Source organism: Henriciella sp., from assembly GCF_029936995.1.
Taxonomy (GTDB): Bacteria; Pseudomonadota; Alphaproteobacteria; order Caulobacterales; family Hyphomonadaceae; genus Henriciella.
On the sequence record NZ_JAPYRE010000006.1, the window covers coordinates 54,666 to 76,336 of the forward strand.

Genomic DNA, 21,671 nt, shown 5'->3' on the forward strand with positions numbered 1-21,671 from the left:
CTCTTCTCAAAGAGTATGACAGAAAGTTCATGAAAGACAATTAGCTGGCGTGCGTCATGAATCCGCGTACGGCGTCTGCGGCCAGTGTGAATTGTGCGAACGAGGCTTTCGCGCTTGAGAGCGTGTTGAGCTGCTGGACAAGCGCCTTCCGTTCCGGTTCATGCTCCGACAACCACTTTGAGACATCGCCTGAAGTAAGCGCCCTTGCGGCCGCATCACCCTGCTGGCGGCGCAGGTCCTCGACCAGTCGCCGGGTTGCCAGGCGTTCCCAGTAGGTCGCTGTCTCGATGCTGCGCAGCGCATCAAAGCGAAGGCGGTCGAGTTTCAGAACTTCACCGAGCTTGAGGTAGGTCTCCAGCGCTTCGGCCGGACTGGTACCTTCCGTTGCCGCGAGCATCTGGAGCTCTACCCCGATGGGCAGGAGCGGCATGAGGGCGCCACGTTCGGCAAGCTTGTTGCCCATGCCTGCCTGCTGAAGCGATTCCTTGCGTTTGCGGAACTGTGTTGCCTCGAACCCGGAAACTGCGTCTGTCAGGAGCTTGTCGAGCGTCTCATAGGCTGGCCTGAAATGCTCAACCGCTTCTGCCAGCGGCATATCCGGTGCCTGACGAAGGATGGCGGCGGTCGTGTCCATCACGGCATCCGCGCCGAGCTGGTGCATCTCGGTCTGGGCGCTGGCCTTGACCTTGTTGTCGAGGGCATCGATGGCCTTGCCGTAGGCTGGCAGGTCCAGCAGGTGGCGTGCTGTCTCGAAGGCCTGGCAGATTGCGGCGTTCGAAACATTGGACTGCTCGCGCAGGCGCAGCAGCATGAGCGGACCGCCGGCATCAATGAGGCGGTTGGCCAGGACCGTGGCGATAATCTCGCGGTTCAGGCGGTGCCCCTGCATGGCATCGTCATATTTGTTGAGGTCGTCCGGGAAATAGGATTTCAGGGTCTCACTGAACCAGGGGTCATCCGGTACATCCGAGGCGACGATGTCATCAAAAAGCGTGATCTTCGACCATGCCATGAGAACGGCGAGTTCAGGGCGGGTCAGCCACTGGCGGTTTTCGGCGCGCTCAGCCATTTGTGAAGTGTGGGGCAGGCCTTCGACGTCGCGGTCCAGCACGTCCCGGTTTTCAAGGTATGACATCAGGCGCTCATTGGCCTGATGGTCGCGCGCAGCGGTGGAGCTGGCGAGCGTCAGCGTCCCGGTCTGGCTGTAATTGTGGGCCAGGACATGGGCGGCGACATCGTCTGTCATCTGTTGCAGCAGGATATTGCGCTCGCCGCTGGGCAGGGCGCCGCGCCGGATAGCCTCCGAGCAGAGAATCTTGATGTTGACCTCATGGTCGGAACTGTCGACGCCCGCGGAATTGTCTATGGCATCAGTGTTCAGGCGCCCGCCGCGCAAGGCGAATTCGATGCGGCCAGCCTGCGTCATGCCAAGATTGGCACCTTCGCCGATGACCTTCGCGCCAAGTTCGCGGCCATTGACGCGGATCGCGTCATTGGTCCGGTCGCCGGCGTCGCTCTGGCTCTCTTCACTGCTTTTGACGTAAGTGCCGATACCGCCAAACCAGAGAAGTTCGCAATCGGCCTTCAGGAGCGCATGCAGGAACTCGTCCGGAGTTGCTTCATCCTGGGAAAGACCAGTGAGTTTCTTCATCTGCTCCGACAGGGGGATGGACTTGGCCGAGCGTTCGAAGATGCCCCCGCCTTCGGAGATCAGGGACTGATCATAGTCCATCCATGACGAGCGTGGCAGGTCGAACATGCGCTTGCGTTCTTCCCATAACCGCTCTGGATCCTGCGGGTCGGGGTCAACGAAGATGTGCATGTGGTTGAAGGCGGCCTGCAGGCGGATCTGCTTCGACAGCAGCATGCCGTTGCCGAACACGTCGCCGGACATGTCGCCACAACCGATGACGGTGAAGGGCTCGGTCTGGATATCCTTGCCCATTTCGCGGAAGTGGCGCTTGACCGCTTCCCATGCGCCACGGGCGGTAATGCCCATTTTCTTGTGGTCGTATCCGGCAGAGCCACCGGAGGCAAACGCGTCACCGAGCCAGAAACCGTGTTCAACGCTGATCTCGTTGGCGATGTCGGAAAAGGTTGCCGTGCCCTTGTCCGCGGCTACGACCAGATACGGGTCATCGCCATCCCAGACGACAGTATTGTCCGGGTGCTGGACATCACCGTCGATGAGATTGTCAGTCAGGTCCATGAGGGAGTTGATGAAGGTGCGATAGGCGGAAATGCCAGCATCGCGTGTCGCCTCCCGCGAGGCATTGGCCGGAATCTGCTTGGGATAGAATCCCCCCTTCGAGCCAACCGGCACGATGACGGCATTCTTGACCTGCTGGGCTTTCACCAGGCCAAGCACTTCGGTGCGGAAATCGTCGCGCCGGTCCGACCAGCGTATGCCGCCGCGTGCGACCGCGCCGAAACGGCAGTGGACGCCTTCGACTTCCGGGCTCGATATGAAGATTTCGCGGAACGGCTTGGGCGCCGGCAGGTCGGTAATATCCTGGCTGGCGATCTTGAAGCTGATGAACGGGTAGGGCGTGCCATCAGGCTGGCGCTGCCAGAAATTGGTCCGCTGGATCGCCATGATGAGGCGGGCAAGCCGGCGGATGACGCGGTCTTCATCCAGGGACGAGACATCATTCAGGCGGGCCTCGATGTGACGCAGCGCCTCCTGGGCTTCTTTCTGGCGGGCCTGGAGGTCATCGCCATAGGCCGGGTCAAACCGGATATAGAACAGGTCGAGCAGCGCTCGCGTGAGACCCGGATGGCATTTCAGGGCTTCGATCTGAGTGCTGCGGGCCGGGTCTAGCCCGGTCTGGTGGCGATAGGCAGAAAGTGCCCGGCAAAGCGCGGCCTCACGCCAGCTGGCCCCGGCAGAGAAGACCAGTCCGTTAAAGCGGTCATTCTCCGCGCGTCCCTGCCAGATGGCCACGAAGGCTTCCTCGAAACGCTCTCCGACTTCTTCGAAATCAAGGGTTTCGGCGTTCTGGGTACGCATCTTGAGGGAGTGGACCCAGTAGGTGTCCGGTGCATCCGGTGCAGGCTTGGGGTCGGGCGTGACGGGATAGCCTGTCTCGAACTCCACGAAGAGGCCCATATTCTCGAAGACCGGCACGCAGTCCGACAGCGCGATCGCCCCACCACGTGAATAGATCTTGGCGCGGACCGTGTCGCCGCTGTCATTGTCATGACGGAAGGCGCGAAGGCGCACCTGTCTCTGCGCGGAGAGCGGGCGGATGGCTTCGACATCGACAAGGGCTTCCTGTGGGCCGAAAGCCTCGCGATAGGCGGCGTTGAAGCCGCCGCGAAAGCCGCTTGCGCGCTCGAATTCGTCGCGACCCAGTCCAGCGTCCATGAGGGCGGCACGGAAGGAATCATCCCAGGTGCGTGCGATGTTTGCAGCATCACTCTCAAGCGCTTGCAGGTCCGGCTGGACACGGCCGTCCTCGAGTTCGATGAGCAGGTGCAGGCGGGCCAGCGGCGAAGCATCAAAGCGCGGCTGGAAGGAGATGAGGCGGCCCTTGAAGGCCTCGCGCATGTGTTCGCCCAGCCGAATGCGTACAGCCGTGTCATAGGCTTCGCGCGGCACGAAGATGAGCACGGACACAAAGCGGTTGAACTGGTCACGGCGTACGAAGAGACGGGTTCGCGGACGGCCGACGAGGTGCAGCGCGCCCTTCATCAGGGGGATCAGCGTTTCGGCATCAGCCTGGAGAAGCTCATCGCGCGGCCAGGTCTCGAGGATGTTCGAAAGGGCCTTGTAATTGTGGCTGCCTTCGACCGCACCGGTTGCTTCCAGAACGCGGGCAACGCGCCGCCGCACGAGCGGGATATGGCGGACGCTCTGGTTGTAGGCCTCGGCCGTATAGAGGCCGAGAAAACGGGTCTCGCCGGTCAGCTGGCCGGTCTCGTCGAAGTGTTTGACGCCGACATAGTCACACAGGGAACGCCTGTGCACACGGCTCTGGAGCGTGGATTTGGCGACAACGAGCGGATCGGGCTCGGTCAGGAAGGAGCTGATAGCAGGCGTCAGCACCAGCGGCTCGCTGCCGCGCCTCAGGACGTTGCAGTCATCGTCGCGCAGCAGGCCAAGATTTGAGCCTTCCACCATGTCCGGTTCCTCGGGCAGGACGCTGCCGTCAGGACCGGTCTTGAAGGTATATTCGCGTACCCCGAGGAAGACGAAATGCTCGTCGGCCAGCCAGTCGAGGAAAGCGACCGCTTCCTTGCGCATGTCGTCGGCGCAATGGCTCGAGGCCTGGACCTGTTTTATCGCGTCCTGCATCCGTGCCTGCATGGCCGCGAAGTCTGCGACGGCCATTGTGACGTCTCGCAAGGTGGCGTCGGCTTCCTCTTTCAGGCGCTGGCATTCCTGCGCACTGAGCGCGGGAATGTGAACCTGGATGAGAGACAGCTTGTTGCCGCGATCGGTTTCCAGGATCGGGTGAAAGAGGGCGCGGACCTCGAAACCGAGCTCCGCACAGAGACCAAGCAGGGAGTCGACCAGGAAGGGTTTGTCATGGCTGACGGTCTCAAGCACGCAATGGCCAAGATTGCGTCCGCCTTCGCCCTTTGCATCACGGACACGCGTGATCGACTCTTTGCCGGAAAACCCTTCGGTGAAGTCATGAATGGCTTCTGCCAGCGTATCGACATCGGCTGGCGCGATCGAGGTCAGGTTCTCGTTCTCGGCGTCCTCGTGGAAACTGCGGCGAATATCCTCAAGCCGCAATTTTCCTGCGGGCTCTGCAGGGCTCTGGGCGTGGTCCGGCATGGAAAAATCCTGAAGCGCTGTAGACTTGGAATCCTAACTAGCCCTTTGCTGACGCAGCGGCAATTGCCCTCTCGCATTGTGCAGTGCGAAGGGCAATTGCGATTGCAGCGACTAGCGGTTTTTCAGGGCTTCGATCAGCTCCTCGGTCTTCTCGTCACGGAAGGCCGCGCAGAGGTTCCCGCTCTCCTCAGCCTGGGCGAGTGACCGCTCATAGCCCGGGATCATCTCTCCCTTGGTAACGAAAAAGTCGCTGGCTTCGGCGACTTTCTCTGCGTCACAGAAGGCAGCAACAGCTCCGGCCGTCTGCGGCTTGCGGATTTCAGGCGTGCTCGCGATGAATGTATCGAAGTTTGCCTTGTAGATGTCCCAGGCAGCGTCCTGATGGGCCTGATTGTTGACGGCGCTCTGCATGACAGACCATGTCTCCTGGCCTTGCCATTCATCGGCCTGCATCTCTTCCATCAGGTCTGCGACCTCCTGTTCATCGCCATGAAGGGCGATGAGCTGAAGGGTGCGGCGGCGCTCGTACTGGTTGTTCGTCGTGCGGGCATGTTCGAGCGCGGCTTCATAGAAATCCCGTCCGCCCAGTTTCACGCCGTACTTGATCGCGGTGAAGAGCGTGTCGGCATCAACAGCCTGCGGGTCAGGTTCGCCCTCGACGCCGATATAGGCCGCCGCCTGATCGGCAAGTGCCTGACGGGCGTCCTGCATCTCGCCGATTTCGAGCAGCCCGGCATAGAGGTCCTGCAGGAGAAGGTCCTCGCCCTGGCTGAGCTCGTCCTCGCGGGCCTTCAGCGCGTCATGGACCGGCCCGTATGTGGCCTGTGCCCATGCCCGCATCGCGTCCTTGTTCTCTTCTGGCAGGGCTGAGAAATAGCCCCGTGCCGTTTTCATTGAAGCAATGGCCACGTCCCATTCAGCTGTGGAGGAGGCCTCCAGGACGTCGAGCACGGCGCTGGCAGGTGCGTCACCGGCCCGGAAGGCCGCTGCGATACTGTCAACGAGAGAGAGCTGTTCACGTGCCTCCAGGGCATCGAAATTCTCCGTCAGGGCTCCCCAGTTCTCGTCGGACAGGGAGAAGCGCCAGTAGCCGCCTGCGGCGTTTGGCATGACCCAGTCCGCGCACTGGCCATCCAGTTCGATCTCGGTGGTCTTGCCTGTCAGCATTTCGCGGTGGACGGTCTCGCCGGAAGGGCCGCTGATGCGCATGGCAAAGGGCACCTGCCACGTCGCTGCACCCGCGTCGATTTCCGAGCCCAGCGGTGCATAACGCTGCTGTGTTACGGTGATCGTGCCGGAGTCGCCTTCGTCACTGGCCTCACACTGGGTCTCTACATCGAGGTAGGGAATACCCGGCTGGAAGATGAAGGAGCGGAAGCTCTCGACGACGTCTGCATCTCCGCTGCCATCGGCGAGCGATTGCATGAAGTCTTCCACGTCTGCGTCATCATCCTCGAAGCGCTTCATGTGCTGGCGCATGCCTTCCCGGAAAGCTTCCTCGCCAAGATAGGATTCGAACATGGACAGCACGCCACCGCCCTTGGAGTAGGTGATGCCATCAAAGGCGTCATTGATATCGGCATTGCGTTCAATCGGATTGCGGATCTGGCGTGCATTCTTGAGGCTGTCTTCGCCCATGGCTGCGATCCCGCGGCGTTGCGGGGCGCGGTCATAGCCCTGATCGGGATAGACTTCGTCCATGGTCTTGTAGCTCATCCATGTGGCAAAAGCCTCGTTGAGCCAGATATCGTTCCACCAGGTCGGTGTGACGAGATTGCCAAACCACTGGTGGGCCAGTTCATGGGCGTGCGTGGTCAGTATGCCGCGGCGGCGGTCGAGCGGCGTGCGGTCATTTATCAGTAGTGCGCTCTCGCGATAGATGATCGCGCCGGCATTTTCCATGGCCCCATAGGCAAAGTCGGGCACTGCGATCAGGTCGAGCTTGGCGTACGGGTAGGGATAGTTGAAATATGTCTCGAGATAGAGGTTCATCTCGTCGGTGACATCCATCGCCGTCTTGAGCTGGTCGCCTTTGCTGGCGGGCGCGAACCCGCGGAACGGAACAGGCGTGGCGCGCAGCGTATTGGATGGTAGCGGCGTGCCTTCGCGAAGGTCGTAAGGGCCAACGGCCAGGGCAACGAGATAGGACTGGATCGGCCGCGTGGTTGCAAAGCTGTGGCGGACCATGCCGTTCTCGAGCTGGCTGGTGCCCTGGAGCGGCGCGTTGGTGATCACCTGGTTGCCCTGCGGAGCCGTGATGTTCAGCGTCCATGGGGTCTTGAAGCTCGGCTGGTCGAAGGACGGCATCATGCGGCGCGCATCGATCGGCTCCATCTGCGTGGCCAGATAGGAACGGTCGTTCTGAGTTGCCTTGTAAAGGCCCGCCAGTCCGGTGTTGTAGGGAGCGGTATACTTGATGACGAGGGTGGCGTTGCCAGCCGGAAGCGGCTCGGCAAAGTCGATTTTCGAGACCCCGCCATCAGCGAGATTGCCTTCGAAGGTACCCTCGATCTCGGTGTCATCAGGCAGGCGGGCAATAACGCTCTCAATGGTCTGGTCCAGGGAATGCAGCCAGATGCGCGCATGCGGTTCTTTCATGCGTACGCCAATCTCGGCGGTACCGGAGAAGCTGTCCTTTTCCGGATCGGTGGTAAGGTCGAGATGATAGGAGGTCGGTGCGACGGTTTCCGGCAGCTGTCCGGCAGGCGGGGTTTCGAGCTTTACAGGATCGGTGATTTCCTCACTTGCAGTATCGTCTGCCTGTTCGGTATTGGGGCCGCATGCGGCGAGCAGGGCGAAACCTGCAACAGTTGCAAGGAAGCTTGTTTTGACCCTGTTAAGCGTCATGAGCGATTCTCCTGAAAATTCGTCCAGACCGGATGAAACATGGCTGGCTCATATGCGTGAAATTCTTCTTTTGATCACCCCGCTGGCAGGCGGGATCAACCCCGGGAGTGCGAAAATATGAAACGGTTATGGCACTGGCCCATAGACCCGCTCGCACGGACGGTCCGTCTCGCACTGGGCGAGAAACGCTTCGAGGTGGATCTGGTTCAGGCCCTGCCCTGGTCACCTCCGGACGAGCTTGCAGAACTCGCACCCGGGGCAAGAGCGCCTGTGCTGCTTGATACGGATGCCGAGGAGATGGTCAGTGCGGTCGGCGCGCATGCAATCTGTGAATATCTCGAGGAGATGTATGAAAAGCCAAGGCTTTTACCCTTCGGAGCGAAAGAGAAGGTCGAGGCCCGGCGGCTGTGGCGCTGGAGCGAGGATTCCTTTGCTGAAGTTAATGCAAGCCTTCTCAACGAACGCGTGAACCAGTGGGTGCGCCGTGCCAAGTCACCCGACAGCGGCGCGCTCCGCACCGGTGTCCATGCCCTGAAGTCGAAAATGACCTTCCTGAACGGCCTGGCCGAGACACGGACCTATATGGCCGGGCGGTCGCTGACACTGGCCGACCTCTCGATCGCTGCGCATCTTTCAGCCTATGACTATTTCAATGATGTACCCTGGGACATGACGCCGGACCTCAGGGAATGGTATTCACGGATCAAATCCCGGCCGAGTTTCCGCTCGCTCCTGTCTGACAGGATACAGGGGACACGCCCGGCAAGTCACTATGCTGATCTGGACTTCTGAATGGTGCCTGATGCGGACTCCCTGAAAGGCCGCCTGAAAGACCTGGCGGAGGATCTCGGCTTTGCCGCGTGCCGGATCTGCCGCGCCGATGAGCCCTGGCAAGCAGGCGAACGGCTGGAGGCCTATGTAAGTGAGGGCCGCCACGGCCAGATGGCCTGGATGGAGACCACGCTGGCGCGGCGCAAGACCCCGACCGCGATGTGGCCGGAGGCGCGTTCAGCTGTAATGCTCGCGATGAATTACGGGCCTGACACGGACCCGTTGCCGCAGCTGGACATGAAAATGCACGGAAATATCTCCGTCTATGCGCGCGGTGCCGACTATCACGATCTCATCAAAAAGAAGCTGAAACAGCTTGCACGGGACTTTGCATCGGTCGCCGGCGAAGAGGTAAAAGTGTTTGTCGATACCGCACCGCTGATGGAAAAGCCGCTGGCGGAAAAGGCGGGTGTGGGCTGGCAGGGCAAGCACACCAACCTCCTCAACCGCGAACATGGCAGTTGGCTTTTCCTCGGCGCGATGCTGACGGCAGCAGAACTGGAACCCGATGACCCCGGCGAGGATCATTGCGGCAGTTGCCGGGCCTGTCTCGATATCTGTCCCACGAAGGCATTCCCGGCCGCCTACCAGCTCGATGCGCGCCGCTGTATCTCGTACCTCACGATCGAGCATCATGGGCCGATCCCGGCTGAATTCCGCGAACCCATGGGCAACCGGATCTATGGCTGCGACGACTGTCTCGCCATCTGCCCGTGGAACAAGTTTGCGCAGGCCTCATCGGAACAGAAGCTGTGGGCACGGGCTGAGCTGAAGCTGCCCGAGCTGGAAGAGCTTGCCGCCCTCGATGACGCGGCGTTCCGCGACGTGTTCGCCGGTTCACCGGTCAAGCGCACGGGCCGGAACCGGATGATGCGCAATGTGCTTATAGCGATAGGCAACAGCGAAGCGCCGGAACTGGTCGAAGAGTCCGTGTTGCCGCACCTTGAGGATGAAGACCCTGTGGTGCGGGGGATGGCCGTCTGGGCATTGTCGCGTCTTGATAGGGCCCGCTTCGAGCGCGAGAGAGAGGCGCGGGCCGGACGTGAGACTGATGAAGGGGTAAGGGCTGAATGGGCGCTAAGACCAGAGTGAAAGCGGGTCGGAAAAGGTCACGTAGAGGCAGTGTAACGACCTGGCTGTTGCGTATCCTCAAGGGCCTGATTGCGATCCTCATCCTGATGCATGTCTACGCACTGGCGCTGAAATGGGTGCCGGTGCCGGGAAGCATCCTTATGATGCAGCGCACGATCGAAGGAGAGCATTTCCGCCGGGCCATTGTGCCGCTTGAGGAGATTTCACCCAACCTGGTCACAGCCGTGATCGCGGCAGAGGATACACGTTTCTGCGAGCATCGCGGCATCGACTTCGAGGCGGTCCAGAAGGCGATCGACGAGCGCCAGTCCGGCGGTCGGCTGCGCGGGGCCTCAACGATTACCCAGCAGACGGCGAAAAATGTCTTCTTCTGGAACGGTGGCAGCTATGTCCGCAAGGCGGGGGAAGCCTGGTTCGCACTGGTGATCGATGCGGCGTGGGGCAAGCGACGCGTTATGGAAAACTATCTCAACACGATCGAATGGGGCGATGGTATCTTCGGGGCCGAAGCGGCCGCACGGGTACGCTTTGGCAAGCCTGCAAGCGATCTGAGCGCGTATGAGGCAGCGCTGCTGGCCTCCGTCCTGCCGAATCCGAACGAATGGCGCGTCGACCCGCCGGGCCCTTATGTCAGCGGACGTGTAGGGACAGTACAGTCCCGCATGGGCGTGGTGGCTCGTCAGGGGCTCGATGACTGCGTGCTGGGGCGCTAGCCGTCTTCGCTTTCATCCGCCAGGCGTTTTGCCTCGCGGATGTCGCCGCGCAGGACAAGCGTGTCGATATTCTCACCGTCGAGCAGGAGCGCCTTGCTCATGTCAGCCTCGGCCGCGTCCAGCCGGTCAAGGTTGAGATTGGCGCGCGCGCGGAATTGCAGGGCCTCGACATCATTGGGGTATCTCGCCAGTGACCTGTCGAGATCGCTAATGGCCTTTTGCCACTCATCCTTCATGAGATAGGCAGCCGCGCGGTCCTTGCGGACATCACCATCATTCGGGGCGAGCTTTAGCGCGTTGGTCAACGTTGTCACCGCGGCATCGGGATAGCCTGCCGTCAGCCAGGCATTGCCGGACTGGGCGAGGTAGAGCGCGCGGTCGGCTTCGCCGCCAGCATCCGGGGCGTTGGCGAGTTCTTCGAGACGCGCAGCACCCTCCTTGTAGTTCTCCAGCCCGATCATGGCGAGCGCATTGCAATGGCGGGCCGGGGGTACGGCCCCTTCGCCGAGCCAGCGCAGGCTTTCTTCATAGGCCGCTTCCGGGTCTTCATCGACGAGTTCGATACAGGCGTTCAGGCGCTCCTGTTCAGCGCGCTCGATCTCCGCGACGGCGGACTGACTTACCGGAAGAACGGCAAGGGCCATGGCAAGCAGACTCATATTCTGATAATCCCTCAGATAGTAATCTCCCACAGCGATAAAGAGCCGCTCCCCCTGACGCAAATGACAGATACGTCACCGCTGCTATTCCTGATCGGGCCGGGTTTTTCCGCCCGCCGGCTGGCCGCATTGTGCCGCAGTCACTCCTATTGGCAGGTGAGCGGCACAGCCCGCAGTGAGGAGAAGGCGCGCGGCCTTGAGGGAGAAGGGATTACGCCGGTCCGGACAGATGATGCGAAGGCCATCTCCAGTGCGGCTGAAGGCAGCCACTGGGTGATCTCGACCCCGCCGGGTGAGGAAGGATGCCCGGGGTTCGAACTGGCCGGCGCACATGCCCTGAAAGCCGCCTCGATCACCTATCTGTCGACAACCGGCGTCTATGGCGACCTGAATGGCGGCTGGGCTTTCGAGTGGAGCCCGGTCAATCCCGGCACAGCACGGGGCAAACGACGCGTGCTGGCTGAGCGGCAATGGGCGTCCGTGCGCCCTGATACACGGTTTGTCCGCCTGCCGGGTATTTACGGGCCGGGGCGTTGCCAGCTCGACCGGGTGCGGAAGGGCAAGGCTGAACAGATCGTCAAGCCGGGGCAGGTCTTCTCACGCATCCATGTCGATGACCTGGCGGCCGGGCTCTATGAACTGGTGCAGCGGCCCGGATTGCGTGGTGTCTTCAATCTCTGTGATGAGGAGGCTGCACCGCCTGAGACTGTTATGGACTATGCGGCGAAACTGCTCGGCCTTCCGGCACCAGCGCATGTCTCACTCGATGAAGCCGACGTCAGCGAGATGGCGAAAAGTTTCTATGCCGAGTGCAAGCGTGTCTCGAATGCGCGCCTGAAAGCGGCCACCGGCTGGCGGCCGGACTATCCGACCTACAGGGAAGGCTTGAGCGCAATCCTTGAGGCGGAAAAGCGCGCCTGAGGGGTCACAAGATATTGATCTGATTGAACGTCCGGCCTGACTGCCTACCTTTCAGGGGCAGAAAACAATCAGCCAAGAACGGACACATCCATGAGCGAACAAGAGTATCAGCCACCGAAAGTCTGGACCTGGGACCGTGAAAGCGGCGGGCGCTTTGCCAGTATCAACCGTCCCATTGCCGGGCCGACACATGACAAGGAACTGCCGGTCGGCAAGCATCCATTCCAGCTCTATTCTCTCGGCACGCCGAATGGTGTGAAAGTGACCGTGATGTTCGAGGAGCTGCTGGCGGCAGGCCATAGCGATGCCGAGTATGATGCCTGGCTGATCAATATCGGCGAGGGCGACCAGTTTGGCTCCGGCTTTGTCGATATCAACCCGAACTCCAAGATTCCGGCGCTGATGGACCGGTCCACCAATCCGCCGACGCGGCTGTTCGAGAGCGGCTCCATGCTGCTTTACCTGGCCGAGAAGTTCGATGCCTTCCTACCGAAGGATCATGCCAAGCGGACAGAGGCGATCAACTGGCTGTTCTGGCAGATGGGGTCTGCCCCCTATCTCGGCGGCGGGTTCGGGCACTTCTATGCCTATGCGCCGGAAAAGCTCGAATACCCGATCAACCGCTTCGCCATGGAAGTGAAGCGTCAGCTCGACGTGCTCGACCGGCGTCTTGCCGATAATGAGTACATGGCCGGGGACGAATACACGATTGCGGACATGGCGATCTGGCCCTGGTATGGCGCGCTGGCAGCAGGGGCGGCCTATGATGCCGGAGAGTTCCTGCAGGTCCACGAGTATGAAAACGTCCAGCGCTGGCGCAAGCAGATCGGCGCGCGCGAACCGGTCAAACGCGGGCGCATGGTCAACCGTACCTTCGGTGAGCCTGAAACCCAGCTGCGCGAACGCCACGACGCCAGCGACTTCGAGACGAAGACGCAGGACAAGGTTGAGTCGAAAGACTGATTAGCTTCAACTTACGTACATATTCAAAAGCCTCCCCGGACTATCCGGGGAGGCTTTTTTTGACCTCTTTCTCAGAATGAGAGCATCACGCCGCTTCGTCGCCTGCCTGCGCATACGGGTCGTAGTTGAGGATGGGGGCGAGCCAGCGCTCGGCGACGCGGGTCTCCCACCCCTTGCGCCTGGCATAATCCTCGACCTGGTCACGCTCGATGCGGCCAACAGCGAAATAGGCGCTGTCCGGGTGGGCGAAATAGAGGCCCGAGACGGACGGAGCCGGGCTCATTGCGAAGCTGGTCGTCAGCGACACGCCGATGCGCTCCTCGGCTTCAAGCAGCTTGAAGAGAAGCTCCTTCTCGGTGTGGTCCGGCTGGGCGGGATAGCCCGGGGCGGGCCGGATGCCCTGATACTTCTCCTTGATGAGCTCGTCATTATCGAGCCCCTCATCGGCGGCATAGCCCCAGAGCTCCTTGCGGACCTTCTCGTGCATGTATTCTGCCATCGCCTCGGCGAAACGGTCGGCCAGGGCCTGCACCATGATGGCGGAATAGTCGTCGCCGTCTTCCTTGAACTTCTTCGAGATTTCGTCGGCTTCGGACCCCGAGGTCACACAAAATGCGCCGATATGGTCGCCATGCGGGGAGAGGAAGTCGGCCAGCGCAAAGTTCGGCTTCTCATTATTCTTCACCATCTGCTGGCGCAGCGTGTAGAAGGTGTCGCCGGTCGACAGCTTGATGTCATCGCCGTCGCGCTTTGCCTCCCAGAAGCCGATCACGGCCTTGGGCGAGAACCACTGCTCGCCAAGCAGGCGCTGGAGCATGGTCTGGGTGTCGCGCCAGAGATCGCTTGCAGCCTCGCCGACCTTCTCGTCTTCGAGGATGTTCGGGAACTTGCCTGCAAGATCCCAGCTCGCGAAATAGGGTGTCCAGTCGATATAGTCGCGCAGTTCGGAGAGATCGATGCCCTCGAAGGTCTGCACGCCGGTGAAGCTCGGTGCCGCTGCTGAAGCCTCCTCGGTCTTGAAGCCCTTCTCACGCGCTTCCCCGATCGGCAGGCGCGGGGTCGGCGGGCCGCCTGAGCGGCTCTCGCGGATGCGGTCATAGCGCGCCTTGGTCGTGCCCCACATCGTCTCGCGTTCTTCATCGTTCATCATGGCTGAGACCACGCCGACGGCACGGCTGGCATCGGTAACGTGAATAACAGGCGAGGAGGGGAAGACCGGGTCAATCTTGACCGCGGTGTGGGCCGGCGAAGTTGTCGCCCCGCCGATCAGCAGCGGCAGGTGGATGTTCTGGCGCTCCATCTCGGCAGCCACGAAGACCATTTCATCAAGCGATGGTGTGATCAGGCCGGACAGGCCGATCATGTCGGCATTTTCCTCGATGGCGGTCTCGAGAATCTTCTCGGCCGGGACCATGACGCCGAGGTCGATGATGTCATAGCCGTTACAGGACAGAACCACCGACACGATGTTCTTGCCGATGTCGTGGACATCGCCCTTCACGGTGGCGAGCACGACCTTGCCATTGGAAACCTTGTCGAGGCCGAGCTCCTTCTGCTCCTCCTCGATGAAGGGGGTGAGGTGGGCGACGGCGGCTTTCATGACGCGGGCGGACTTGACCACCTGCGGCAGGAACATCTTGCCGGCACCGAACAGGTCACCGACGACGTTCATGCCGTCCATGAGCGGGCCTTCAATGACGTGCAGCGGACGCTCGGCGCGCTGGCGGCATTCCTCGGTATCCTCGACAACGAACTCTGTAATGCCGTGGACGAGCGCATGTTCGAGACGTTTTTCGACCGGCTGCTCGCGCCAGCTCATATCCTTCTTTTTGACCTCGCCCTTCTGGCCGCGATACTGCTCGGCCAGATCGAGCAGGCGCTCGGTCGCGTCATCGCGGCGGTTGAGGATCACATCCTCGACGGCCTCGCGCAGCTCCGGGTCGATATTGTCATAGATGTCGAGCTGGCCGGCATTGACGATCGCCATGTCGAGCCCGGCCGGAATGGCGTGATAGAGGAACACCGAGTGCATGGCCCGGCGCACGATCTCATTGCCGCGGAAGGAGAAGGACACATTCGAGAGACCGCCGGACATGTGGCAGTGCGGCAGGTTCTTGCGGATGCGCTCGCAGGCCTCGATAAAGTCGACCGCGTAATTGTTGTGCTCCTCGATACCGGTCGCGACAGCGAAGATATTGGCATCGAAGATGATGTCTTCCGGCGGGAAGCCGATCTTCTCAGTCAGCAGTTTGTAGGCGCGTTCGCAGATCTCGTACTTGCGGTCTGCGGTATCGGCCTGGCCGACCTCGTCAAACGCCATGACAACTGTGGCCGCGCCGTAGGCCATGACCTTCTCGGCCTGTTCGAGGAACTGCTCCTCGCCTTCCTTCAGAGAGATGGAGTTCACGATGGCCTTGCCCTGTACGCATTTGAGGCCAGCTTCGATCACTTCCCATTTCGAGGAGTCGATCATGATGGGAACACGGGCAATATCGGGCTCGGCGGCGATGAGGTTGAGGAAGGTCGTCATCGCATCGACGCCGTCCAGCATGCCCTCATCCATGTTCACGTCGATGATCTGCGCGCCATTCTCGACCTGCTGGCGGGCAACATCGACGGCAGTGTCATAATCTCCCGCCTTGATGAGGTTGCGGAATTTCGCCGAGCCGGTGACGTTTGTCCGCTCGCCGATATTGATGAAAACGTTTGAGGCGTTGTTCTCGGTCATATGCGTGGGCGTCCTTTCTCAAGGGGCCAGTTGCCGTCTTCAAGGACAGGGTAGCCGTCTGAGTTCTGATTATAGATGTAGATCCAGGCCGTCCTGCCCGTGGGCTGGCCCGATGTGTCGATTAGGTCTGTTGTCTCGCGCCTGTACAGCGAGCCTGCCGGATCGTCCGGTGTGATGCTCTCGAAGGCGTCCATCTCGCTTGCGAGGCTCTGCGTATCGAGGCGGTAGAGCACGCCGCGACAGGTGTCCTCGCCCGGCACCACGCCTGGAAAGCCGCCCAGGTCGAGCATCCGGCCCCTGAACTGGCAGGGACCGAGAAATTCACCGTGAGCCGGGAAGTCCAGATGCGCAGGCGCACCCGCGGCCCCCTGTTTCAGGAGGCCGTAGAAGACGAAATGATCACCGGAGGAGACAGGCGGTGCGATCATGATGCCAGCAGGAAGGGCTCCAGCCCGGATAGTCGCATGGCCGTTTCCGGCTGCGGGATTTCCCGTGGCGTCTTGCCAACCGTGGCCTGTTTGATCGCCTCGATGTGGGGCGGGGTCGTGCCGCAGCAGCCCCCCAGAACATTGACCAGTCCGCTCTTGGCCCATTCCTCGAGCTGTTCGGCGGTCTGTTCCGGCGTCTCGTCATACTCGCCGAACTCGTTCGGCAGGCCGGCATTCGGATAGGAGATGACACGCGTATTGGCCGTCTTGGAGATCGCATTGATGTGCGGGCGCATCAGCTTGGCACCGAGCGCACAGTTCAGGCCGACCGCCCAGGGCTCGGCATGGCGGACAGAATGCCAGAAGGCTTCGGCCGTCTGGCCGGATAGCGTGCGGCCCGAGGCGTCCGTAATCGTGCCGGAAATGATGATCGGGATGTCCTCGCCGGTCTCTGCCTTGAGGTCCAGCAGCGCCTTGATGGCCGCCTTGGCGTTGAGCGTGTCAAAGATCGTCTCGATCAGGAAGAAGTCGATATGCGGTGCCATAGCACGGGCCTGCTGGAGATAGGCTTCGCGCACATCATCGAAGGTGACTTCCCGGTAGCCGGGATTGTTCACGTCCGGGGAGAGCGACAGCGTCTTGTTTGTCGGCCCGATAGCGCCGAGCACGGCGACAGGCCGGTCGGCCTTGTCGGCTGCCTTGCGCGCGCACTTCACGCCTTCTTCTGCGATCTCCGGAGCGAGGTCTTCCATGTTGTAGTCGGCCTGGGCGATGACGGTCGCGCTGAACGTGTTCGTCTCGATGAAGTCGGCCCCTGCCGCGATGAACTGTTCATGCACTTCTGTCACGGCGTCCGGCTGGGTCAGGTTGAGAAGGTCATTGTTGCCTTTTACCGGGGAGTCCCAGTCGCTGAAGCGGTCGCCACGGAACTGCTCTTCGGAGAAGTCATACTTCTGGAGCATGGTGCCCATGGCGCCGTCGAGGATCAGGATACGGTTCTTCGCCTCTTCTTCGAGGGCGGAAATACGGTCTTGTCTGTTCATATCAGGCAGCCTCCGCAGGTGCGGGTTTCATGCCGAGAAGGTGGCATGTCGACAGGGCCAGGTTGGCCTTGTTGAGCGTGTAGAAGTGGAACTGGTTGACCCCGCCATCGGAGAGCTTGTGGCAGAGCTCTGCGGCGACATTGGCGGTCACCAGATCGCGCGTATCCGGGTCATCGTCGAGCCCGTCATAGAGCTTGTGCAGCCAGTCGGGCAGGTCGGCGCCGCACATTTTGGCGAACTTCTTCAGACCGTTGAAATTGGGCTGAAGCATGATGCCGGGAACCAGGGGAATGGTGATCCCGGCCGCGCGGGCCTTGTCGACGAATTCGAAATAGACGTCCGGTTCGAAGAAGAACTGGGTGATCGCTCGGTCAGCGCCGGCGTCCTGCTTGGCCTTGAGGTGGGCAAGGTCAGCTTCCCAGCCCCGACTGTCCGGGTGCGGCTCTGGATAGCAGGCAACCGAAATCTCGAAGGCTTTTCCAAGCTCCGGACGGTGGGCGCGCAGGTCGGAAATGAGGTCGGTAACGCAGGTATAGCGTCCCTCTGGCTCCTCGAAGTCCTTATCCTGCGGAGCGTCGCCGCGCAGGGCCACGATGTGACGCACGCCCGCTTCGTAATAGTCCTCGGCGGTCTGTATCACCTCGTCACTCGGTGCGCCCACACAGGTCAGGTGAGCTGCCGGCGTGAGGCTTGTGTCGCTGGCGATACGGCTGACTGTCTCATGGGTGCGTGTGCGGGTGGACCCGCCAGCCCCATAGGTCACCGAAACAAAATGAGGCGACATGGGCTCGAGGCGCTTTACGCACTCCCAGAGCTTGTCGTTCATCTTCTCATTCTTCGGCGGGAAAAATTCGAAGGATACCGATGGGGTATCTTCAGTCTGTCGTGTGGCAACTGAAAGGTCGCTCATGCAGCTACGTCCTTTTTACTTGCGGGTTTGCGGGCGGTCCAGATCAGGACAGCAATCCCGGTTTCCAATTCTTTCGGTGGGTCGAAACGGGTAGGATCATCAAGATCCAGACCTGCGCGTGTCGCCCAGGCTTTCATGTTGTCGTGTCGAATCCCGAGGCGATGGTGGCCGAATTCCTCGCGCATGAACTCGTGATCATGCTGCGCGAAGTCAACCACGATAAGTTGGCCACCTGGCTCGAGGATGCGTCCAGCTTCGGAAAGGACGCGCTCGGGCTCTTCGAGATAGTGGAGCACCTGGTGCACAATGACGATGTCGGCGCTCGCCGAAGGGAAGGGCGTAGCTGTTGCATCGCCCTGCCGTACGCGTGCGCTCGTCAGGCCTGCGTCTGACAGGTTCGAGCGGGCCAGCGCCAGCATCTGGTGTGACAGGTCGAGCCCTTCAGCCTCGCCAGCCTTCTGCCCCAGCAGGGTCAGCATCCGGCCGGTGCCTGTGCCAAGGTCAACAACGCGGCGGAACGGGCCTGTTCCGGCGAGCTTGAGTATGGCTGCCTCAATGAGGTTGTCGGGATAGTGCATCGCCCTGATGCGGTCCCAGTCAGGAGCAATCGAGCTGAAATAATTTTCCGCCGCAGCCTGGCGAGACCGGCGGACAGCTTCAAGGCGTTCAAGATCTACCGGGAAGTCACCCTGTTCCAGGTCTATCTGCGTGAACAGGCTCTCCAGCAGGGCATTTGCCCAGCCGTTTGCCGGCGGGCGATAGAAAACGCGAGCGCCTTCCGGCAGGCGTTCGGTCAGGCCAGCCGATGTCAGCGCCTTGAGGTGGTGCGATAGCCGTGGCTGGCTCTGTCCGAGCACGGTGACAAGCTCGCCTACGGCCAGTTCACCATGGCGAAGAAGCGCGAGAATGCGCAGGCGTGTCGGTTCCCCGGCAGCGCGCAAGGCATCAATGGCAATATCGGCTGAAACGCTCATATTATCATATAAACATCCATTTATATGTATTGCAACATGCTGATCTTGAAGTGTTGCGCCAAATCCACTCCTGATTGGTACGGCGCTTCATTGCATGATTTTAAGTATTGAAAGCGCAGCGCCGTCTTCACATATCGCGTTGCTAGAAACGGGACCCAGCCATGAGACTTGCAGTACCAGCCCTCATTGCGGCGCTAACGCTTTCTGCGTGTGCGACGACGGAGACACAGGCGAACTCTTCTGAAGTCTATGATCCATGGGAGGGCTGGAACCGCGGCGTCTACCAGTTCAATGAAACTGTGGACAAGGCGGCTATCGGCCCGGTTGCGGATGCCTACCGTGTCGCGACGCCGGGTTTCTTCCGGGAAGGTGTGCATAATTTCCTGACCAATCTGCGCCAGCCTGTCGTCTTCGCGAATACGATCCTTCAGGGGAATGCGAATGCGTCCGGAGAGACATTCGGCCGGTTCCTGATCAACTCGACAGCCGGGGTTGCAGGTGTCTTCGATGTCGCCTCCACCCTGGGTGTTGCGGAACACGATGAAGATTTCGGGCAGACGCTTGGCGTCTGGGGCGTCGATGAAGGCCCGTTCCTGATACTGCCGCTCATGGGGCCGAGTAATCTGCGCGACACGTTCGGGCTTGGCGTGGACAATGCTTTCGATCCACTGAACTACATCGAATATGAAGATCCCGACCTTGATGACCAGATCGGGGTCGGACGGGCGATCATAGGCGCCATATCGACACGGGCGCGGCTTGATGAACAAATTGAAACACTCAGGTCACAGCCGGAACCCTATATCGCTCTGAGGCGTACATACACCTCCCAAAGGAGAGCGGCCGTCCGAAATGGCGAAATTGAGGACGATCCCTACAAAGATTTGCCCGATTTCGATGATTATGAAGACTCCGTAGAAGAGTCAGGGCCTGCCCAGAAACAGGAATAATCCAATGAGACTGCGTAACACCATTATATCTGCGGCGGCGGCGCTGATGCTGCCAGCTGCAGCGTTTGCTGATGCCGATACGGAAAGTTTCGTCAAAGAGAATGCAAACGAGGTTCTCGACTCCCTGAACAATCCGGACCTGAACAAGCAGGAGCGCACAGAGCTGTTCAGCGGATACATGGAGGAGTTTGCAAACCTCAATGCGGTTTCGCGCTTCGTGATCGGCAAATATGCGAACCGTTTCAGTGAGGAAGAGCTCAGTCGCTATCAGAAGGCTTTCAAGACATATGCGCTTGCTGTGTATGAAAACGAGCTCGACGCCTATCGCGGCGAGGAAGTCACGATTGAAGGCTCCACCGACCGGACTGCGAACGACTCGATCGTCGATACCAAGATCGCGCGGGCAGACGGCAGGGAAATGAATGTGCGTTGGCGCGTACTGAACCGGAATGGCGAATACCAGGTGGTTGATGTTGCGCTCGACATAGAGGGCAATCTGATCTGGTTGGCTATCGAGCAGCGTGCCCAGTTCCTCTCCCTGCTGGATCGGACAAACGGGTCGGCTGATGCGCTAATCAACAAGATCGACAGCATGACGCAGAAACTGGTTTCCGAGCGCCGATAGACAGAAGCCTGCCTTGCATGAAGCATAAACCCCGTGGGCCATCTGCCTGCGGGGTTTTCCATGTCTCCATTGCCTGTCTTCTGCCGGTTACGGCCTCGATACATTCAGCAAAAAATGGCCCCGCCTGAACAGGCGGGGCCATTGCTGATCGAGATGAATACGTCACCTATTTCGGTGATGTAGTATCATCATCTTCCATGTCGGCATCACTCTCCATCGAGCTGTCAGGCGTCATGTCCATATCATCGGTGGACATATCCTCGTCATTCATGCGCTCCTGATACTCGAACAGCGACATGGTGCTGAGTTCATCGACCGTCGCGTCGATCATGATTTTTGAATTGTCGCTCCCATCGACGCTAATCCGGTCGAAGCCGATGACGCGCATTTCATCCATGACTGCCGGGTCGGTGACGACGGCATACTGAATGCGGCCTGAAGAATCGAGAATGACGTCTTCAATCCGGGCGCTGTCATCTGATCCCGAGAGATCCGCTGTCGTGCCGATCATTTCAGAGATCAGCCTGTAATCGTTCAGGCCTTCCTGTTCGAATTCGGCAACCTGGTTGATGGCCTCGTCAGACATGGCGACGGTGAAGCGTGGATCTTCGCCATCGTTCATGGTCAGGTCGACCTGATCGTAAGCCAGGGCACCCTTGTCACCCGCGACGTCAATTACTTCGCCGCTGCGGAAAATGAGGGAATCGATCTGGCCGGACGCATCGACAAGCAGGTCTTCGACATTGGCGATCTTTTCACCGTCGCTGCCGATTACTTCTGCCCCGATCAGGCTGTCGGCGCTGATTTCTGAACTCCCAAGATAGGTCGTTTCGGTTGAAGCGTCCGCCATTTCAGTATCGGCATCCATCATGTTGGCATCATCTTCTGCCATCTCATCGGTGCCAGTCGTCTGTTCGGCTTCTGTTGCGGACATGCTGTCTTCATTATCGCTCATCGCGATATCGTCGGAAGATTGCGAGCACGCTGCCATACCCAGCATGAGGGCAGACAGGGCCGCTGTCGTCATAAGGGGTTTCATATCACGTCTCCTTTTGAACTATGACGGGGCATAAACGAATTCCGTGGGCTGACTGTTCCCTTGCCCGAAAAACAGCGGCCCTTACAAAATTGTAAGCTGGTCAGCCGTGTAGGCGTGCAGACAGGCACAGGAATGACTTGCCGCGACCCATCTGGATCGGCA

The 21,671-nt window shown here is 60.3% G+C and carries 16 protein-coding genes; 7 read left to right on the forward strand and 9 right to left on the reverse strand.

The features are described from left to right. Window positions 1-40: 40 nt before the first annotated feature. Together Q1K31_RS13420 and Q1K31_RS13425 are read right to left on the reverse strand one after the other, a co-directional pair. On the reverse strand, window positions 41-4,786 hold the full coding sequence (locus Q1K31_RS13420; RefSeq protein WP_300380500.1) for an NAD-glutamate dehydrogenase: 4,746 nt from the start codon (window positions 4,784-4,786) through the stop codon (window positions 41-43). 111 nt (window positions 4,787-4,897) lie between these two features. Beyond that, window positions 4,898-7,633: a M1 family metallopeptidase gene (locus Q1K31_RS13425; RefSeq protein ID WP_300380502.1), complete on the reverse strand. Its 2,736-nt coding sequence runs from the start codon at window positions 7,631-7,633 to the stop codon at window positions 4,898-4,900. A gap of 117 nt (window positions 7,634-7,750) precedes the next feature. Here Q1K31_RS13425 and Q1K31_RS13430 point away from each other — a divergent pair, with 117 nt between their 5' ends. Genes Q1K31_RS13430 through mtgA form a run of 3 tightly spaced genes read left to right on the forward strand, consistent with a single transcriptional unit; the run spans window position 7,751 to window position 10,269 of the window. After that, window positions 7,751-8,425, forward strand: a complete 675-nt coding sequence (locus Q1K31_RS13430; RefSeq protein ID WP_300380505.1) for a glutathione S-transferase family protein — start codon at window positions 7,751-7,753, stop codon at window positions 8,423-8,425. Then, complete coding sequence (gene queG, locus Q1K31_RS13435) at window positions 8,426-9,556, forward strand: tRNA epoxyqueuosine(34) reductase QueG (RefSeq protein WP_300380508.1); 1,131 nt, start codon at window positions 8,426-8,428, stop codon at window positions 9,554-9,556. Between the two features lie 47 nt (window positions 9,557-9,603). After that, window positions 9,604-10,269, forward strand: a complete 666-nt coding sequence (gene mtgA, locus Q1K31_RS13440; RefSeq protein WP_300380510.1) for a monofunctional biosynthetic peptidoglycan transglycosylase — start codon at window positions 9,604-9,606, stop codon at window positions 10,267-10,269. On the opposite strand, the gene Q1K31_RS13445 is transcribed toward mtgA, so the two are convergent. Next, window positions 10,266-10,928, reverse strand: a complete 663-nt coding sequence (locus Q1K31_RS13445) for a hypothetical protein (RefSeq protein WP_300380513.1) — start codon at window positions 10,926-10,928, stop codon at window positions 10,266-10,268. The genes mtgA and Q1K31_RS13445 overlap by 4 nt on opposite strands. Window positions 10,929-10,991: 63 nt before the next feature. Between Q1K31_RS13445 and Q1K31_RS13450 the strand changes: the two genes are divergently transcribed. Continuing rightward, window positions 10,992-11,849, forward strand: a complete 858-nt coding sequence (locus Q1K31_RS13450; protein ID WP_300380516.1) for an SDR family NAD(P)-dependent oxidoreductase — start codon at window positions 10,992-10,994, stop codon at window positions 11,847-11,849. 90 nt (window positions 11,850-11,939) lie between these two features. Continuing rightward, window positions 11,940-12,812 (forward strand): glutathione-dependent disulfide-bond oxidoreductase, encoded by an 873-nt coding sequence (gene yghU / locus Q1K31_RS13455; RefSeq protein ID WP_300380519.1) that lies wholly within the window; start codon window positions 11,940-11,942, stop codon window positions 12,810-12,812. Between the two features lie 85 nt (window positions 12,813-12,897). Here yghU and metH read toward each other — a convergent pair whose 3' ends face one another. From metH to Q1K31_RS13480, 5 genes are read right to left on the reverse strand one after another with little or no spacing between them, the layout of a single operon-like run. After that, window positions 12,898-15,540: a methionine synthase gene (gene metH, locus Q1K31_RS13460; RefSeq protein WP_300380521.1), complete on the reverse strand. Its 2,643-nt coding sequence runs from the start codon at window positions 15,538-15,540 to the stop codon at window positions 12,898-12,900. Further along, window positions 15,537-15,968 carry a gamma-glutamylcyclotransferase gene (locus Q1K31_RS13465; protein WP_300380523.1) on the reverse strand — a complete coding sequence of 144 codons (432 nt, stop codon included), beginning with the start codon at window positions 15,966-15,968 and terminating at the stop codon, window positions 15,537-15,539. Before Q1K31_RS13465 ends, metH begins: the two co-directional genes overlap by 4 nt. After that, entirely contained in the window at window positions 15,965-17,011 is a 1,047-nt protein-coding gene (locus Q1K31_RS13470; RefSeq protein ID WP_300380526.1) for a homocysteine S-methyltransferase family protein, read from the reverse strand. Before Q1K31_RS13470 ends, Q1K31_RS13465 begins: the two co-directional genes overlap by 4 nt. 1 nt (window position 17,012) lies before the next feature. Continuing rightward, a complete protein-coding gene (metF, locus tag Q1K31_RS13475) occupies window positions 17,013-17,921 on the reverse strand; it encodes a methylenetetrahydrofolate reductase [NAD(P)H] (RefSeq protein WP_300380529.1) in 909 nt (302 codons plus the stop codon). After that, window positions 17,918-18,895 carry a metalloregulator ArsR/SmtB family transcription factor gene (locus tag Q1K31_RS13480; RefSeq protein WP_300380532.1) on the reverse strand — a complete coding sequence of 326 codons (978 nt, stop codon included), beginning with the start codon at window positions 18,893-18,895 and terminating at the stop codon, window positions 17,918-17,920. The genes metF and Q1K31_RS13480 overlap by 4 nt, the downstream gene beginning before the upstream one ends. A gap of 161 nt (window positions 18,896-19,056) precedes the next feature. Between Q1K31_RS13480 and Q1K31_RS13485 the strand changes: the two genes are divergently transcribed. Together Q1K31_RS13485 and Q1K31_RS13490 are read left to right on the forward strand one after the other, a co-directional pair. Further along, window positions 19,057-19,845 (forward strand): VacJ family lipoprotein, encoded by a 789-nt coding sequence (locus Q1K31_RS13485; protein ID WP_300380534.1) that lies wholly within the window; start codon window positions 19,057-19,059, stop codon window positions 19,843-19,845. A 4-nt stretch (window positions 19,846-19,849) separates the two neighbouring features. Further along, entirely contained in the window at window positions 19,850-20,470 is a 621-nt protein-coding gene (locus Q1K31_RS13490) for a phospholipid-binding protein MlaC (protein WP_300380538.1), read from the forward strand. Between the two features lie 166 nt (window positions 20,471-20,636). On the opposite strand, the gene Q1K31_RS13495 is transcribed toward Q1K31_RS13490, so the two are convergent. After that, window positions 20,637-21,509 (reverse strand): PRC-barrel domain-containing protein, encoded by an 873-nt coding sequence (locus tag Q1K31_RS13495; RefSeq protein ID WP_300380541.1) that lies wholly within the window; start codon window positions 21,507-21,509, stop codon window positions 20,637-20,639. Window positions 21,510-21,671: the final 162 nt, after the last annotated feature.

Bases quoted from the DNA above. Each gene is read 5' to 3' on its own strand.
- Q1K31_RS13420 (WP_300380500.1), bottom strand. From the start codon at position 4,786: ATGCCGGACCACGCCCAGAGCCCTGCAGAGCCCGCAGGAAAATTGCGG.
- Q1K31_RS13425 (WP_300380502.1), bottom strand. From the start codon at position 7,633: ATGACGCTTAACAGGGTCAAAACAAGCTTCCTTGCAACTGTTGCAGGT.
- Q1K31_RS13430 (WP_300380505.1), top strand. From the start codon at position 7,751: ATGAAACGGTTATGGCACTGGCCCATAGACCCGCTCGCACGGACGGTC.
- queG (WP_300380508.1), top strand. From the start codon at position 8,426: ATGGTGCCTGATGCGGACTCCCTGAAAGGCCGCCTGAAAGACCTGGCG.
- Q1K31_RS13445 (WP_300380513.1), bottom strand. From the start codon at position 10,928: ATGAGTCTGCTTGCCATGGCCCTTGCCGTTCTTCCGGTAAGTCAGTCC.
- Q1K31_RS13450 (WP_300380516.1), top strand. From the start codon at position 10,992: ATGACAGATACGTCACCGCTGCTATTCCTGATCGGGCCGGGTTTTTCC.
- yghU (WP_300380519.1), top strand. From the start codon at position 11,940: ATGAGCGAACAAGAGTATCAGCCACCGAAAGTCTGGACCTGGGACCGT.
- metH (WP_300380521.1), bottom strand. From the start codon at position 15,540: ATGACCGAGAACAACGCCTCAAACGTTTTCATCAATATCGGCGAGCGG.
- Q1K31_RS13465 (WP_300380523.1), bottom strand. From the start codon at position 15,968: ATGATCGCACCGCCTGTCTCCTCCGGTGATCATTTCGTCTTCTACGGC.
- Q1K31_RS13470 (WP_300380526.1), bottom strand. From the start codon at position 17,011: ATGAACAGACAAGACCGTATTTCCGCCCTCGAAGAAGAGGCGAAGAAC.
- metF (WP_300380529.1), bottom strand. From the start codon at position 17,921: ATGAGCGACCTTTCAGTTGCCACACGACAGACTGAAGATACCCCATCG.
- Q1K31_RS13480 (WP_300380532.1), bottom strand. From the start codon at position 18,895: ATGAGCGTTTCAGCCGATATTGCCATTGATGCCTTGCGCGCTGCCGGG.
- Q1K31_RS13485 (WP_300380534.1), top strand. From the start codon at position 19,057: ATGAGACTTGCAGTACCAGCCCTCATTGCGGCGCTAACGCTTTCTGCG.
- Q1K31_RS13490 (WP_300380538.1), top strand. From the start codon at position 19,850: ATGAGACTGCGTAACACCATTATATCTGCGGCGGCGGCGCTGATGCTG.
- Q1K31_RS13495 (WP_300380541.1), bottom strand. From the start codon at position 21,509: ATGAAACCCCTTATGACGACAGCGGCCCTGTCTGCCCTCATGCTGGGT.